At 58.4% G+C, this 16,831-nt stretch carries 10 protein-coding genes; 3 read left to right on the top strand and 7 right to left on the bottom strand.

The features are described from left to right. Positions 1–54: 54 nt before the first annotated feature. The 6 genes from EH199_RS01825 to gabT form a co-directional block, all read right to left on the bottom strand. The gene (locus tag EH199_RS01825) at positions 55–2,349 is read right to left on the bottom strand and encodes a TonB-dependent receptor (protein WP_190287051.1); all 2,295 of its coding nucleotides are present in this window, start codon (positions 2,347–2,349) and stop codon (positions 55–57) included. Between the two features lie 252 nt (positions 2,350–2,601). Next, complete coding sequence (locus EH199_RS01830; RefSeq protein ID WP_124807549.1) at positions 2,602–4,368, bottom strand: hydantoinase B/oxoprolinase family protein; 1,767 nt, start codon at positions 4,366–4,368, stop codon at positions 2,602–2,604. 11 nt (positions 4,369–4,379) lie between these two features. Beyond that, a complete protein-coding gene (locus EH199_RS01835; RefSeq protein ID WP_124807550.1) occupies positions 4,380–6,407 on the bottom strand; it encodes a hydantoinase/oxoprolinase family protein in 2,028 nt (675 codons plus the stop codon). 433 nt (positions 6,408–6,840) lie between these two features. Further along, entirely contained in the window at positions 6,841–10,224 is a 3,384-nt protein-coding gene (locus EH199_RS01840) for an NAD-glutamate dehydrogenase domain-containing protein (RefSeq protein ID WP_124807551.1), read from the bottom strand. An 88-nt stretch (positions 10,225–10,312) separates the two neighbouring features. Beyond that, complete coding sequence (locus EH199_RS01845; RefSeq protein WP_124807552.1) at positions 10,313–11,794, bottom strand: NAD-dependent succinate-semialdehyde dehydrogenase; 1,482 nt, start codon at positions 11,792–11,794, stop codon at positions 10,313–10,315. A 5-nt stretch (positions 11,795–11,799) separates the two neighbouring features. After that, positions 11,800–13,077: a 4-aminobutyrate--2-oxoglutarate transaminase gene (gene gabT / locus EH199_RS01850; RefSeq protein WP_124807553.1), complete on the bottom strand. Its 1,278-nt coding sequence runs from the start codon at positions 13,075–13,077 to the stop codon at positions 11,800–11,802. Positions 13,078–13,181: 104 nt separating this feature from the next. Here gabT and EH199_RS01855 point away from each other — a divergent pair, with 104 nt between their 5' ends. Continuing rightward, positions 13,182–14,099, top strand: a complete 918-nt coding sequence (locus EH199_RS01855; RefSeq protein WP_124807554.1) for a LysR family transcriptional regulator — start codon at positions 13,182–13,184, stop codon at positions 14,097–14,099. Between the two features lie 33 nt (positions 14,100–14,132). On the opposite strand, the gene EH199_RS01860 is transcribed toward EH199_RS01855, so the two are convergent. Beyond that, positions 14,133–14,914 (bottom strand): IS5 family transposase gene (locus EH199_RS01860; RefSeq protein WP_223806415.1). Its coding sequence is split into 2 segments (ribosomal slippage): positions 14,133–14,590 and positions 14,590–14,914, totalling 783 coding nucleotides; the frame shifts between segments, so codons are not numbered across the junction. A 112-nt stretch (positions 14,915–15,026) separates the two neighbouring features. On the opposite strand from EH199_RS01860, the gene EH199_RS01865 reads away from it, so the two are divergent. Beyond that, positions 15,027–15,296, top strand: coding sequence for a hypothetical protein (locus EH199_RS01865; RefSeq protein ID WP_124807555.1), 270 nt, complete (start codon positions 15,027–15,029; stop codon positions 15,294–15,296). 625 nt (positions 15,297–15,921) lie between these two features. Beyond that, positions 15,922–16,821, top strand: a complete 900-nt coding sequence (locus EH199_RS01870; protein WP_190287052.1) for a DMT family transporter — start codon at positions 15,922–15,924, stop codon at positions 16,819–16,821. The last annotated feature ends 10 nt before the right edge of the window (positions 16,822–16,831 follow it).

Raw genomic sequence — 16,831 nt, forward strand, 5'->3', positions numbered from 1 at the left:
GCGGCCTGCCGCTGCCTTGCCCGTTTGCGCGGGCAAGGCAGCGGATGATGCTCCTCAGAAGCTGCGGCGTACGGAAACGCTGAACCAGCGCGGTTTGCCTTGCGCCTGCAAATTGCACCCACAGACCTGCGACAGATCGAACCCGATATTGTCGTAGACGTTGTTGGTGAGGTTCTTGACGCTGAACGCCACAAGCCAGTTCTTGTCGGCGCTAGTCCAATCGATGCGCGCATTGACGAGACCGTACGGTGCCAGGCTGTTCGCATCGAAATTGTTCAGGTTATGCCACACCCGCGACTGGTAGTTCGCACTCGCTTGGATTCCGACCTCACCGCCCGCGATCAGAGTGGGCACGGTGTAGCGGATCGTGCCGGACAATGTGAGCTTGGGCGTGAACGTCGTTTCGACATTGCGACGAACTCCTCCAACGAGCACGTCCTTCACAGTATTGTGCTGCGCGCCGATGTTGAACGAAGCTTCAAGGTTATGGGTTAGCGACGCAGCGAGTTCCGCCTCACCGCCGTAGATGGTCGCATCGGCATTGGTGATCAAGCTAGAGAAGCCCAGCCACCGCGCAGCCTGATAGTTGTGGTAGTCATAGTAGTAGCCGGCTGCATTGAAGCGCGCCTTGCCACCGAACAGCGTGCTCTTGAGACCGACTTCGTAGGAAATAAGCCGCTCAGGCTTATATGGGATTTCAGAAGCGGCAAGCGGCGGCCCGCCAGCGTTGTAGCTACCAGCCTTTGCGCCTTGGGTCACGCTCGCATACACCAGCACATCCCGGTTCGGCTGCCAGTTGATCCCGCCCTTCCACGACCACAGGGTTTCGCTCCGCGAGTTCGCGTAAAGACCTTGCGAGAAGCCAGGGAAATCAATCGCTGGGGAATAGTCCCAGCCATATGGGTCGCCGTTATCGTTTGGATAAACGAACAGAACTTCGAAGTCATAGCGCTTCTTCTCGCGCGTCCAGCGCAGCCCGCCGATGACATTGACGGTATCGGTTAGCTGGTAATCGAGCTGGCCGAACGCTGAATAGGATTCAGTCTTGAGATTGGCGATGCGGGGCTGATCCCATGATGGGATGGGATAAGCGCTGTCCGGCAGGGCAGCGATGCCGTGCACGGCATGCGTCTTGATATTAAGGTAATAGAGCCCGGTGACCCACTTCAGAGGGCCGCTCGTGCCATCGACGCGCAATTCCTGCGTGAAGGCCTTCGTATTGGCGATGCCATGCCAAGCGAATTGGTTCTCCGGCCCTGCCTCGAGGTCGAGGTTGAAGTTCTTCTTGAATTCCTTGTAGTCGCTGATCAAGTTGACATTAACAGAACCAACGCTGGACGTCAGCTTGGCGCTGCCGCCATACGTGGTCATCGTGTTGGCATTGTCGAAAGTATAGTCGCTGGAAGTGATCGGCCCACTACCGTCAGGGTCAATGTACCCGAACCAATCGCCACCGGGGCGGGGGCGCAGCGCACCTGGATAGGATGAAAACCCGCCGTGCACGCAAGCGCCGACCTGGATTACCTGGCAGACTTCGGTGGGCGACGCATGCAATGTGTTTACGTGGTTGCCAGCAGCATCAAGGACCGCAACCGTTGGCACTTGTTGGTACGGACCCGTGGATGCGACCGAATGGCTTCCAAAACCAGCCATCCACAACTGTGTATCCGGTCCGAGATCGAATTCCAGCTGGCCGCGCAAGGCCCAGTTGGACTTCATGCCGCCAAGATCAGCGCCGGCGCCGGGCAGCTTGGAACTGTGGAGAGCGGGCTGAAGCGCAATCGGAACGAAGGTTTCCTCAGGATAGTGGTTCTTGATGTACCCATCGAAACGCTCGAACATCCCGGAGAGACGCCCACGAACGCCTTGGGCGATCCTGCCGCCAAGCGCGCCCTCCAGCCGAACGTCGTTGTACGAGCCGTAGCTAACATCGGCGTAGCCGTTGAAGTCGTCCGTCGGCCGACGCGTAATGTAGTGGACAAGTCCGCCGGTAGCATTGCGCCCGAAAAGGGTGCCCTGAGGGCCCTTGAGCGCTTCCACTCGGTCAATGTCGAACAGGCCAAACGTCTGCCCCTGCTGCGATGCAACATATGTATCATCAATATAGACCGCGATCACCGACTCAACGTGGTCGTTAAAGTCATTCTGTGTGATGCCGCGAATTGTGAACTGCGACATCTGCCCGGCGTAGCTTCCGGACACCGAAACATTGGAGGACAGCCGGGCAATATCGACGCTGTCGGCAACGCCCATCGTCTTGATTTGCTCACCACTCACAGCGGTGATCGCGATGCCCACCTTCTGGGAACTTTCCCGCCGCTTTTGCGCGGTAACGATGATTTCGCTCATGAGGCCCCCCGACGAAGCCTCGGAAGGCTGGTCACCCTCAGGCGTATCGGCTTGTCCTGTCCCTCCAGTTGTTTGGGCAGAAGCCGGCATGGCAATCGCGAGTGCCAGTCCGCTGACAAATGTTGAGATCACAAGCCGCTTCGAAATCCTGCTTCTCATGTTTTTCCCTTTCCCTTGGTAGTTATTTGACGCGGTCCCACGCCTCCGGAAGCGCCGCTCCCGCAGTCGTCAAATCAGCACGACCATTTGCAATTACTGGTTGCGAAGCGCTCGGGTGCCCGCCTGTTCAACAGTCATCGTCGCTGGATCGACCACAACACCGTAGAGATCGCGCGCCTGATCGAGCGTGATGTAGTCATCAAACACGTCTTCAAGCACATCCTCCGCCGGGCGGTCGAATGGGCTGCCCCAACCACCGCCTCCGGTGCTTTCGAACTTGAACATTTCGCCAGGTCCAAACTTGTGAGCAGCGAGCAGCGGGTTATGCCAGACACCGCCTTGATCGTAGCCGCCGATTACTTCCTCGCGGCCGTCATTATGAATGTGGCTTGCCCGCTGAACGACGCTACGTCCGCCTCCATTTACGCCCGGGCTACCTTCAAGCGTTCGCGCCGTCTCCATACCCAGTTCACCACCATGCAGGTACCGCACCTTAAATGTCGAGCCGAGGCCCCCGCGATAGCGCCCGGCGCCACCAGACCCGTCGCGAATCTCGAAGGCCTCGTACACGATCGGGAAAAACAGTTCCGCAGTCTCAGCGGTCATGTTCATGCAGTTCCCCAACGGATCCATGGTGACATTCATGCCATCGCGATAGGGCGTGCCACCCCAGCCACCTGCAGGAAGGTCGGAGAACACGTCGGCCTTACCAGCCGCATCAAGACAACTCGAAACGAACCAGTTGCATTCGGCATAAGTCGATCCGGTCACGTCATTAGGGATCGCTTTTGCGAGCGCCTGCCAGATTGCACTGGTAATCTTGGACGACGACAAGGTTGTACAGCCAATGGTTGGCGCCGGCCATTCAGCGTGCAGCCAGCTGCCCTTCGGGATATGCACCTCAATCGGGTTGAACATTCCCTGGTTCTGCGGCGCGTCCTTCGCTAGGAAAAACTGGAGCGAATACAGCGCAGCCGACATCGTATTTGCATACGGCGAGTTGATCGCCCCTTCGGTCGCTGGATCGCTGCCAGTAAAGTCGACCTTGATGGTGTCGCCGCGAACCTCGAGCTTGACCTTAATCTTGACTTTGCGATCGCTGATGCCATCGGTATCCGCGTAATCTTCCCCTTCGTAGTCGCCATCGGGGATCTTGCGGATCGCAGCGCGGACCATGCGCTCCGTATATTTCTGCACCTCGGCCATTGCTTTGACCGTGGTTTCCACGCCGTACCGCGCGCAGGCACGTTGCAGTTCCTGCTCGGCGCCGCGCAAGCAGCCAAAGTGTGCCTGCAGATCGCCCTGAACAAAGTGCGGTGTGCGCGTGTTGTTCAGGATAATGTCGAGCAAATCCTGGTTGATCTTGTATTCGCTGTAGATCTTCAAGGGAGGCAGGCGCAGGCCTTCCGCCGCGATATGCGTACCAAACGCCTGCCCGCCTGCCGCGCCGCCGCCCAGATCCATCCAGTGACCGCGGCTCACGGCAAACCCGATCAACTCCTTGCCGAAATAGATCGGCATGATGAACGAAATGTCGTTGATGTGGGTGCCACCCTGGTAGGGATCGTTGACGACCAACACGTCGCCGGGAGACAGCGTTTCGACGGGGTACTTGCGCACCGCAGCTTCTGCGCTGAATTTCATCGCCGCAAGATGGACAGGGCAATTAGCTGCCTGGGCCAGCAGCTGAAGATCGCGGTCATAGATCGCGTTTGAAAAGTCCAGCATGTCAGACAGAATTGGAGAAAACGAAGATCGCTGTAACGTCGTTGCCATTCGATCGCATGTATAATCGAATACGCTGCGAAGCACCTCGAAAGTAATGGGGTCGATTTGCGATTCGGTGGATGCCAGATTCATTTGGTTTCCCCTTAGATATCTAGAGTGATGACCAACGCGCCTTGATGGTTTACCTGCCCGGAAGACCACGTCGGCAAGACCGCGCAGGCGTGCTCGTAATCGACGATCGCCGGCCCATCGATCTCGGCCCCGATCGCAAGTGCTTCGCCATTATAGACCTTGCAGGTCACCCATTCGCCATCGATGAATACGTCGCGAATTCCGGTCTGTGCTTTTGCGTCCTCGGGCAGGATCGGCTTAATCTCCGGCAGTGCGTCGAGCTTGCCGATAGCCGCCACGCTGAGCGATACGAACGCTGGCTCGAAATCGTCGGAACTCACGCCGAATTCGGATTCATGCACCTTGTGGAAAGCGTTGGCGATCGTTGTCAAATCGTCCGTTCCCAGCACATCAGACGGTATAGGCGTCTCGACTTCGTACGACTGACCGACGTAACGCATCTGGGCCGTACGGATCAGTTCGATCTGACTGTCATCCTCGACGCCTTGTTCGCGCAGGAGATTCTTTCCCCTGAGCTCTAGCGCCTCGTAGATTTCGTTCACCTTGTGGAGATCTGCAGTCGAAATTGGCGCGTAATAGAACGTCTCAATATCCTGACGGAAATCCATGACCGTCGCACCGCAGGCAGATGCGACGCCCGCATTGGGGGGAAGCAGGACCTTCGGAATGTTCATGGACTTAGCGACAAAGCAAGCATGCAGCGCGCCAGCGCCGCCAAAGGCGACATAGATGAAGTCACGTGGATCGCGACCGCGCGAAATCAGAACCTTCTTAACGGCCTGTGCCATGTATTCGCAACCGATGCGAATCATGCCCTCAGCCGTTTCCAGCAAAGGCAGATTGATTTGCTCTGCTACCGAAGACACAGCCTTTTCGGCTGCCCCCAGGTCCAGTTGCATCTTGCCGCTCAGAGTCGGTTCAAGACGCCCGAGTACGAGATTGGCGTCGGTGATCGTGGGCTGGGCGCCGCCCCTTCCGTAACAGGCCGGACCAGGCAGCGATCCCGCGCTTTTGGGACCTACGCGAAGGGCACCACCGGGATCAACCCAGCCGATTGATCCGCCACCGGCACCCACGCTGTGAATATCCAGCATCGGAACGATGATCGGCACTTCCCACTGCAGTTCGTGAGAACGGGTGACGAGCCCTTTGCCTTCCTCGACGATCGACACGTCAAAGCTGGTTCCACCGACATCGGTGTGCAGGATGCGGTCGAACCCGCTCGACTTCGCCAGATAGGCAGCATAGGCAACGCCGCCGGCAGGGCCAGACTCGAGCTGCTCTTCCGGATGCTTGCGCGCAAGCGCCATCGTCATGATGCCGCCACTGCTCTTGAGAATTTGCGTGGTCCCGTGAAACTTGTGCTGGGCAAGCCGTGCTTCAAGGTTGTCGAAGTATTCCGACATCACCGGCATCAGCGCAGTGCGGATCGCTGTGGTCATGAAACGACCGTGTTCGCGGAAAACGGGACGCGTCTCTGACGACAGGATGATGTGCGCATCAGGGCAATATTCCCTGAGGATATCCGCCATCCGTTCCTCGTGCAGGCCACTGGCATATGAATTGATGAACCCGATGCCGATCGAATTGATCTTCTTGGCCTTCAGTTCGGCAGCTATTTCACGTGCCCGTGATTCATCCAGCTGGCGCTCAACCACCCCTTCGCGATTGATCCGTTCATTGATCGGATAGCGATACCTGCGGCGAATGACAGGTGCTGGCTTGTGTTGATAAGGGTCATAGAGATGTTCACGGTGCTGGCGGCCGATTTCAATCGTATCGCGGAAGCCCTCGGTCGTAATGAACGCCGCATCCGGGAAGCTGCGCTCAATCAACGCATTAGTGGCAGTAGTCGTACCATGAATCAGGTGACTGATTTCAGAGATGTCGATTCCGGCATCTTCAATTGCATCGATAACGCCGATTGAACGGTCTGGCCGGGTCGTCAGCACTTTCCCGGTCCTTTGCTGGCCGCTCTCATCATCCCATGCAAACAGGTCGGTGAAGGTACCGCCTACATCAACTCCCACTCGCCACATAACGCAACAAACCCCTCATTCGATTCTAGCGGCCAGGCCAGGCAGTTCGCGTGCGCGAATCACCTTCGCCTCAACGGAATTCATCACAATGATGAAACCTTGTCCAGTCTTTATCACTCACATGAAATATGATTTGCCCTGGATTTCACACGCCTCCCATCTGCAAGGCGGCCTGTCCGAAGCATACACAACTCGAAACTGACCGATTTTCAGACTGAATGAGCGCATCCCATTGATTCACTCGCGAATCTAGTCGCACTTCCAAGATCGTCAACATAAGCCGTTATACGTCGCCGCCACCTGTGGTTGCGACCGCTTTTTCATCTCCATGAACTTGGATAGATGGTTGCACCCTGTAGCAACCAAAAAAGAGCCCTGCCGGTCATCCCGGCAGGGCTAGTGGGTGGCTGGCTAAAGAGAGTTGGCCGATCCGCTATTCTGCGCTGGCCAAATGGATCAGGTTGATAGCACTGCGACTCACGTGGCAAATTCCGGCCACACTCAAATAGCGGTCCTGTCGAGCCTGCTCGACCAAGGCGCAATACTGCGCAAACGCACGATGTTGGTCGTGGAGTCGACTCTCGATCGAGTGGCCGCTTGCCGATCCAGCGTGACGCCTTACAAACTCCAGTAGCGCGCTCTTGATGTCCCGGCCGAGAGCCTTGAGCACTACGCGCTCCCAATAATCGCGCGGAGCGAGTGTCGCCGCGGCTTTCTGCAACCAGGAAAGACTAAGGACATCAGCAAGCCCCGAAAACGCGGCGGCTAGTCTACGCACATCCCCACCATCCGCGCAGGCAATCTCCGCAAGTCCAATTACGCCATCCAACTGCGCCAGACGCGAAATCTTCACTTCGGCGGTCGCACCACCGCTGCGCAAAGATTGATGACCGCCCTCAAACCCTTCGAGATCTCGTACATATTTGATCAACGCTTCCGAACGGCCTAGTGGGCCTGACCCGGTCAGCGCCGTGCCCAGCAAGTCTGCGACGTGCGGTCTGAGAGAGCGTGCGGCGGCCGCCAGCAGCTTGATACGCCCAGCCTCTGGCATCGAGGCCGCTTCGATTTCCTTCCAGACCTCGTTCATCCGAAAAAGCCGTTCTGCCCCGAAATAGGCGATTGCTACTTCGGCTAGACCGACACCTTCCTCGGCCGCGATCTCGAAGGGGTGGATGAACCCGAGACGGTTAATCAGCCGATTGGCGAGACGGGTCGCAAGGATTTCGCGCCGCAGACTGTGCCCTTGGATCTCGGCCCTGAATGCGTCCCGCATGGCTGCAGGAAAAGCTGCGTCCAGCTCGTCCGCCAACGCGGCATCATCCAGAAGCGGCGACCTTTCCAGCGCATCCTGGACTGCCAGCTTGGCACTGGAAAAAAGTACGGCCAGTTCGCTTCGTGTGAGGCCTTGCCCCTCTGCCGCACGACGCTTCAGCGCCTCCGGTTCGGGAATACCCTCAGTCACCGGATCGAGATGCCCGGCCGATTCGAGCAAATCGACCAACCACAGGCACGACGCCATGCCGTCCGCCCCCAAAGCGTGTGCCTGCGATATGCCCAATGCCTGCATCCGGTTGTCGTCAAGCACCAGATCGGCCACTTCTTCCGTCATCGCGGCCAGAAGCGCTACGCGCGCCGCTTCATCAAGCCGACCGGTTCGGCACGCTTCGCTCAAGGCAATCTTTATATTGACCTCCTTGTCCGAGCAGTCGACGCCGGCGGAATTATCAATGAAATCGGCGTTGCATGCGATACCCGCCAGCCCCGCTTCAATCCGCCCCGCCTGCGTGCAGCCCAGATTGGCACCTTCAGCGATAACGCCAACCCGCAAGTCTGCAGCGTTAATCCGCACCCCATCGTTCGCCGGATCGCCAACTGCGCTGTTCGGTTCGTCCCTTCCCTTGACGTATGTCCCGATTCCACCAAACCACAGCAGATCGGCGGGTGCAGCCAGAATTGCGCGGATCAGCGCGTCCGGCTCAATTTCTTTCTGGTCAACGCCAAGCAGCGACTGGGCCTCGGGCGAAAGCAAGATTGTCTTCTGAGCGCGGGAAAACACGCCGCCGCCCGGCGAGATGAGCTCAGGATCATAGTCCGCCCAGCTGGAATGGGACAATCCGAACAGCCTCTTCCGCTCGGCCCATGCCGCCGCGTTATCGGGCTGGGGATCAAGAAAGACATGGCGGTGGTCGAATGCCGCAACAAGACGGATGGATCGAGAAAGCAGCATGCCGTTGCCGAACACATCGCCCGACATATCGCCCACGCCCAATACGCTGACCGGATCGCTCTGCACATTGATGCCGCGTTCAGCAAAGTGCCGCTGCACGGATATCCATGCTCCACGAGCGGTGATGCCCATCGCCTTGTGATCGTATCCGTTAGCTCCACCGCTGGCGAACGCATCGCCCAGCCAGTACCCTCGTGACGCAGCAATTTCATTTGCTGAATCCGAAAAGCTTGCCGTGCCCTTGTCCGCCGCGACGACCAAGTAGGGATCGGCCCCATCACGGATGACGATGCTGTTCGGATGCACCGCCTTCCCGCCGCGAATATCGTCGGTGACGCACAGCAATGACATGACGAATTCCTGGTAGGCCGCATGGCCTTCGGCAGCCCACCCCTCGCGATCCACCACCCGATCGGGCAGCCTCTTGGGGTAGAAGCCACCCTTCGCGCCGGTGGGAACGATAATGGCATTCTTCACTCGCTGCGCCTTCATTAGGCTAAGCACTTCGGTACGAAAATCGTCCCTTCGATCAGACCAGCGTAAACCGCCCCGGGCGATCGGCCCTGAGCGAAGATGGATTCCCTCCACCCGGTCCGAATATACGAAGATCTCGCGCCAGGGGATCGGTTTGACCAAGCCTGGAACCAATGCTGAGTCGAACTTGAAGGCAAGCGCCTCGCCTCCACGCCTCGCAAAGGCGTTGGTGCGCACGATCGCAAGGATGGTGTCACGCATCGCACGTAGCAAGCGATCGTGATTGATCGACTCTACTGCGGCAAGGCCAGCCGTAATCACCTCGGCCGCGTGGGCTTCATCTGTCCCGGCCTTGTCCCTGTCGGGCTCGTGCCGCGTCCGGAACAAGGCAACCAACCCCAGCGTCACTCGAGGCGCGCCGACAAATGCAGCAACTGCGGTGGGCACGGAATAGGCAATTCCGGTCTGGCGCAGGTAACGATAAAGCGCTCGAAGCCAGTTCGTTTCCTCTGCATCGAGCCCGACGCGTGATATCAAGAGGTTGAACGGGTCGTTTTCGCACGTCCCGCGAAAGACTGCATCGAGCGATGCATTGAGTGTTGCCGCGTTTTCCAGCAGACCGTCCATAATTGCTGCATTGTCCGGTGCGTCAAAACCGAGCAGAAAATCGTGAATGTGACCAAGATTTTCCCCGTCGTGGTCCAATCCATGTGGGTAGCAATCTGCCACCTTGAAGCCGAAGTTTTCGAGGATGGAAACGGCGTCCGACAAGATCAGCGTATCCACAATTTGGTACAGTTTCAGGCGCAATCGGTCCGGCCGATCGCCCGCGCGGCGGCGAAGCTGGACGAGCTTCGTGTCGCTCTTCCCACCGCAATCCTGCTTCAATCGAAGTATATGGACAATGTCTGCGGCTGCATCGTCGGGCGTGCTGGCTTGTCGGAAAGACGCCGGAAATCCCGCAGCGTGGCGAGCAGCAAGAATACACGCATCGGCGTCGAAGAGCTGCGCACCGGGATGGTTGCGCATAGCAACCATCACCGCATCACACCAAAGGTCCGCCCCGTTGCTGGACGCGCTGTTTGGCGACACGGCCTGATCGGACAAATTTGCCATTTCCGCCTTCCTGCGTCGTTGCGCGTGTACGGCCCGTCCATCACCCCATAGGTCACTGGATCAGGTATCGTGTCTCTTTTGCCTTGCGTCAGGCTGCGCCGATGGCCTGGCAAACCAGCTTCAGCTGGAGGTAATCGTCCATGCCATGGTGCGAACCTTCGCGTCCCATGCCGGATTCCTTCACACCGCCAAACGGGGCGACCTCAGTACTTATCAGGCCGGTGTTGAGGCCGACCATGCCGTACTGCAGCGCTTCCGGCACCCGCCATGAGCGGTCGATATCCCGGGTAAATACATAGGCCGCGAGGCCTGCATCCGTATCGTTGGCAAGCGTGATCGCCTCATCTTCGCTCTCGAACCGAACCAACCCCGCTACCGGCGCAAAGGTTTCTTCATGGCAAAGCAGGGCATCGGCGGGCACGTCTGCAATCACCGTCGGGGCGAAAAACGTGCCTACCTCACCGACTGGCGCACCGCCCGCCAGCACCCGCCCTCCACGGGTGGTGGCATCCGCAACATGGCTTAGAGCCTTCGCCACCGCGCGTTCATCGATCAGCGGCCCTTGTTCTGTCGGCCCATCCAGCCCTGGGCCCACGACCAAGCCCCTGACTCTCTCTGCCAGCTTCGCGGCAAAGGAATCGTAGATCCCGGATTGTACCAGCAGGCGGTTGGCGCAGACGCACGTTTGTCCGGCATTTCGGAATTTCGATGCCATGGCTCCTTCTACCGCCGCATCAATGTCGGCATCGTCGAAAACGATGAAGGGGGCATTTCCGCCGAGTTCAAGGCTGACCCGTTTCACCGTGTCCATGCACCGCGCAGCCAGCAATTTGCCCACCCGGGTAGACCCGGTGAAGGTGAACTTGCGAACGCGTTTATCGGTGGTCAGGACATCCCCGATTGGAACAGCATCGCCGGTCACCACGCTGAATAGCCCAGCCGGCAACCCTGCCTCGTCTGCCAGCAACGCCAATGCGAGTGCGGAAAGTGGGGTAAGTTCCGACGGCTTCAACACCATCGCACAGCCCGCCGCGATCGCGGGGCCTGCCTTGCGTGTGATCATCGCCTGCGGAAAATTCCAAGGGGTAACGGCGGCAACCACACCAACCGGCTCCTTGCGGACGAGCAGGCGGCGATCTGCCGCATGAGGCATCAGCAACTCGCCGTTAATGCGACGCGCCTCGCCTGCAAACCATTCGAGAAAGCTCGCGGCATAGGCTACTTCGCCGCGTGCCTCGTACAGCGGCTTGCCCTGTTCAGCAGTCATCAGCCGTGCAAGATCCTCGGCATGAGCGTGCATCAGCGCCGCCCATCGAGAGAGCGCTGCGCCGCGCACCTTGCCCGCCTCCTTCGCCCAGACAGCTTGCGCCGCTACTGCAGCATCGACGGCGCGAACCGTTTCCGCCGTACCCAAATTCGGCACGTGGGCGATGATTGATCCGTCCGCCGGGTTCCTTACCGCGATGCGCGCTTGGCCGTCGACCCACGCGCCCGCGACAAAGGCTTGTTCGCGCAGCAAATCCGGACGGGAAAGACGAAGCGGCGAGAAGGTCTGCGCATCAAGAGCCATGATCTTCAGCCTACCACCCGTACCAGCGCCTGGGTCAGGACTGACAATCCTTCATCGAGGAGCTGGTCGCTCGCGGTCAGCGGTACCAGGATGCGAATCCCGGCACCGTGGGTGCCGCAAGTGAGGACGACCAGCCCCTTTTCCAGCGCGCGCGCTGTCACTTTCTTCGCCTCCTGCGCGTCGGGATTGCCCGTGTCATCCACCACGTCGAAACCGATCATGGCGCCCGGCCCGCGTAAGTTGGCCACGCCGACCGTGTCATTGCGCGCGGCGGCAGCGGAAATCGCCGCACGAACTTTTTCACCCATTGCATTGGCGCGGGCCAGCAGGCCCTCTTCTTCGATCACCTCAAGCACCGCAAGCGCCGCCGCGCAAGCCACCGGAGAGCCAGCATAGGTTCCGCCAAGGCCGCCTGGCGCAATCGTGTCCATAAGGTCGGCACGGCCAATCACGCCTGACAGCGGGAAGCCACCAGCCAGCGACTTTGCCACCGTGACAAGGTCCGGCTTCACTGCCTGGTGTTCGATCCCGAACATCCGCCCCGTGCGGGCAAAGCCAGTCTGCACTTCGTCCGCAATCAAGAGGATGCCGTAGCGTTCACGCAGCTGGGCCAGTGCCAGCAACAATTCGGGATCGACAGTGTGAAAACCGCCTTCACCCTGAACAGGCTCGACGATGAACGCGGCTATACGCTCGGGTTCGACATCAGCGGCAAACAGGAACTCGAGTGCGCGCAGCGATTCAGCGACGCTTATGCCATTAGACGGAGAAGCAAGCGGAACGTGATAGACATCGGCGGGAAATGGCCCGAGGCCAATCTTGTAAGGGTTGACCTTACCGGTCATGGCACCGGAAAGCGCCGTGCGGCCGTGAAAGCCGCCGACGAACGCGATCACGCCAGGCCGCCCAGTGGCTGCGCGTGCAACCTTAACCGCATTCTCCGTTGCTTCTGCACCGGTCGTGAAAAAGATGGTCTTCGCAGGTCCTTCGACAGGTGCCAATGTATTGAGTTTTTCCGCGAGCGCGATGTACGGCTCGTATGCCATGACCTGGAACGCAGTGTGGGTGTAGAGTTCAAGTTGCCTGTTCACCGCAGCCATCACCTTAGGGTGACGGTGACCGACGTTGAGCACAGCAATGCCCCCGGCGAAGTCGATATATCGCTTGCCATCGACATCCCAGATTTCAGCGTTCTCAGCCTTTGCGGCATAGACGTTAGTGGCATTGGCAACGCCACGCGGCACAGCAGCATTCCGGCGCACAAGCAGATCGGCATTTGACATTCAGCAGGCCCCTCTAATCTCTTCCGAGCCAGCAGAGTATGGACGACTTGAATCCGTGAACAGGCAACTTGCGATGCGAGGGCGGTGACTGTAAGTTACCAAAGATGCCTGATCGCCACCCCCCTCCATTCGCCGCTTTGCGCGCATTCGACGTGGTCGGTCGTCACGGCGGCATTCGCCGCGCGGCTGAGGCGATGGGGGTCAGTCACGCTATCGTGAGCCGGCATATTTCCACTCTGGAAGAGCGACTGGGTGTTCAGCTTTTCAACAGGCAAATGGGTATCCTTACAGAAGCCGGTCTTGCATTTCATGGTCGGATCAGTGCGGCGATGGCAGAGATCGTCGCCGCGAGCGATGCGGTAACCGGTAGGAGTTCACGCCCACTTCTAATCTGGAGTTCCGCAGGATTTTCGGCGCAATGGCTGGCGCGACAATTGCCAAAATTCGGACAGGGTCAGAACCGCAGGGTCATCGACCTTTGCGCCTCGGACCACGAACCGGACTTTGCATCAGGTGAAGCTGACGGCGATATCCGTTACCAACACGACTGGTCGCCGCCCCCGTCGATTGAGGTGCGATCGGAGGAAATTGCGCGGCCGCCAATGTTTCCAGTGGCGGCACCGAACTTCCTCAACCAATGCAGATTCTTGGGAGAAATTACTAAACTCCCATTGATTCAGGAGCGTTCTGACAGGGAATGGCAGGCTTGGTTGAAGGGGCAGCGTCAGGAGATGGGCGACGTGCCTGCGCCCATTGCACGCTATGGTCAGGCCCATCTTTGCCTTGCAGCAGCTCGTGCAGGGCAAGGCGTTGCGCTGGCTAATTCCATACTTGCCGCCGAAGATCTTGCAGATGGACGGCTCGTCCGACTAGAATCCTCAGGAGAACCATTCAAGGACGTGCCATTTGGCGCTTATGCGTTCCGGTCTCTACGCTCGCGGTGGCAGGACCCGCTCTTATCCCGATTTCGCAATTGGTTGCGCATTTCCCTCAAGCGCGAGTTTTCTTTTGGGGCCCTCTAAGATCCATTGCCAATGAATTGACCGTTTCTCATTCTAGGCCGCGTGGACAAATTTGAGCCAATATCTGGCGGTGGCGAGATAGACCATTCCGAGGAAGCTGTTGCCAAGCTGGTCGTAGCGAGTGGCGATGGCGCGGTTGACCTTGAGATGGCCGAACATGCGTTCGATACGGTTGCGCTTCTTGTAGAGCGCCCGATCATACTCGATCTTCACGCGACGGTTTGAGCGGCCAGGGATGACGGCCTTGATCTTTCGTTCGGCGAGATCAGCGCGGATGGCATCGGCGTCATAGCCTTTGTCCGCAAGGAAGGCATCGGGTGCCTGCTCAGGCAGGTCGATCAAATCATCATAGGCCTTGCAATCTGCTGCCTCGCCGCCCGTCAGGTGGAAGGCGACTGGCCGTCCAAGGGCATCAGCCAGGCAGTGAAGTTTACTGGTGAACCCGCCCCGCGAGCGGCCAAGAGCGCGTCGATGAGTCCCCCTTTTCCGCCCGCTGCCGATACATGGGCGCGAACGGTCGTGCTGTCGATGCTGTAGTGGCCGCTGTCCGCCATGATCTCGGCCAGCGTCACGGCGACGGCCTCCCAGACCCCGGCCTCGCTCCACCGCCGGAACCGGCGATAGATGGTGTTCCAACTGCCATATTTGGGTGGAACGTCGCGCCACGGAGCGCCGCATCGGAGCCGCCAGAGAATGCCATTGATGATCGAACGATTCTGCTCCGGCGGCCTGCCGCGACCACGGTTCTCGGGCTCGATTGGCAGCAAGCCCTTCAGAACGCGCCATTCTGCCTCGGTGAGATCGCCCCTGCTCAAGCCTGCCTCCAAAAAGCAGCCTTGAATCAACCCTTGGCCGTCTCGTCAATCATTGCGACTTCCCTTTCTGGTCGGCTTCCCGATAAGTTCGCGAAATAGGGGGCATTGGCACATGTATCGCATCACTCTGGAATGCCATGATGTTCCCGCCGAAGCCGGGGACGAGGCAGCGCGTGACATCACCGAAGCGTTTCGGCTTCACTATCCGCACGAACACAACGTCAGTTGCACCTTTGTGGACGGTAAGCTGAGGCTGATCGCCGAGAACGACTACGATCCCGAAGGGCTTAATCTGATGGACGAGTTCTCGGACAACATCTGCGCATACCTCGAGCCCTTCGACGGCGACCTCAAGTTGGTGAGTGTAGAAACGCTTCCCTGAATTTGTCCACGCCGCCTAGGATCCTTTGTGGTGGCTGTAATCAGACCATTCTCTCGTATCTGGAGGAAGCAGGCACCAGCCACAGCAAACCTAGGCGAAAATGAACTATCACAAGAAGATAGCAAATAATCGATCTGTGCCGTGTTTAGCGTTCGTCGAACACTCGATTTACTAACCGCAATTGAATCACTTCTGCCACGAGCAAGCGGTACATAGGCCCTCTCACCGGGAATAAGAAAATTTGATTGCAGGAGCCTCCCATTCCGCCTGAATTCAACCGTGATATCATCATGGAGGGCATTCTCCACGACGCTCGGTCGCGGCGAACAACCGCAAACAACTAAGACGAGAAGCATGCCGATTTTGCGCATGGACCCTCGCTTAGGCAATCGAGAGTTGTCTCGCAACCAAACTTCTCTACCATCCAGTTGCTTATGCACGCCTTGCATCTTTGCTGAATTCTGGAAGAAGCTATCGCCGTCATGCCTGCATCGGTGAAATTTTTTGGTGGTGCTCGTTCAATAGGATCGCGCAGTGCAACGCCGGCCAACGAGAGCCAAAATCAAAGGCGACAACTGACGCCCTTTGCTCCGCCATGTGGGATTTGCAGTTGAGCAACCGAGACATGAACAAACGCACCATATCGTCTCATACCAGCGCGGAGTTAGCTATTGCATCGGTTATCCTTGCGCAAATCTCGATCAACATAGGTGCTAGCCTGGGTAAGTCGATGTTCAGCGACGTAGGCCCGGAAATGGTCGCGGCGATGCGCACGACATTTTCTGCAATTATCTTACTTGCTATCGCGCGGCCCTGGCCGCTCCGACCCACGCCTTGGGCAATTCTCTATGGGTTAGTGCTCGGTTTGATGAACGTCCTAATTTATAAGGCATTCCAGCGCCTTCCCATTGGCATAGCTATCAGCATCGAGATATGCGGTCCTCTATCGGTCGTATTGATGACCTCGCGCACTGGCTTGCATCTCATGTGGTTCATGTTGGCGGCAAGTGGTTTGGCGCTGCTCTTGCCGATCCATTCTGCACTCGTTCCACTAGATCCGATAGGCGTATTTTTTGCAAGCGCTGCAGCGATGTGCTGGGCTTTTTACATACTGATCGGGAAGCGGGCAGCCCAAGCCGGTGCTGCGTCCGCCCTGGTGACCGGGATGTTCACCGCCTGCATCGTGACCGTTCCGGTCGCACTGATCCATCAACCGATAGCGGAGATGTCACCTCGCTATTTCGGACTGGGTTTGTGCGTGGCCGCCCTCTCCAGTGCGCTGCCATATTTTCTTGAGATGCATGCCTTGAATTTGCTTCCAAGTCGGGTGTTCGGTGCGATCTCGAGCGCAAGCCCGGCTACCGCCTCAGTAATCGCCTGGGTGTCAGTCGGAGAGACGCTGACGCCCCGACAATGCTTGGCAGTCCTCCTAATAGTACTTGCCACTTTGGGCGGCACCGTCGGCATGAAGGCAAAAAGGGGTCGGCACCGGACGAAGTTGGGCGAGCGCCATCCCAGTCTTTAGCCCAGGCTGC

It is taken from the genome of Novosphingobium sp. LASN5T, from assembly GCF_003856955.1.
In the GTDB taxonomy this organism is placed as follows: Bacteria; Pseudomonadota; Alphaproteobacteria; order Sphingomonadales; family Sphingomonadaceae; genus Novosphingobium.